The following is a 232-nucleotide window of genomic DNA, read 5'->3' on the forward strand; positions in this document are numbered from 1 at the left end:
GCGTAAATGGCGTTGAATATACGGTTGAACTGGTCGTTGGCGTTGCGCCGTTAGTGGTGTAATAAATCGTCGAGCCACTGGTATTTGGTGTTAACGTAACCTGTCTAGACACATCATATGTGCCACCATTTGGCGAAATGCTTGGTTTGGCCACAGTAGGTTGAATCGTAAAAGACGCAACCGTTTCATTACTCGGTGCCATCCCACTACTATATACACGGGCACGATACGT

Annotated in this window: 1 protein-coding gene; it reads right to left on the reverse strand. The window is 47.0% G+C overall.

The features are described 5' to 3' along the window. Nucleotides 1–232, reverse strand: a 232-nt coding sequence (locus ACOB80_RS20960; protein WP_473167808.1) for a chitobiase/beta-hexosaminidase C-terminal domain-containing protein, incomplete at both ends; no start/stop codon positions are given.

Source organism: Thalassotalea coralli (assembly GCF_055786205.1).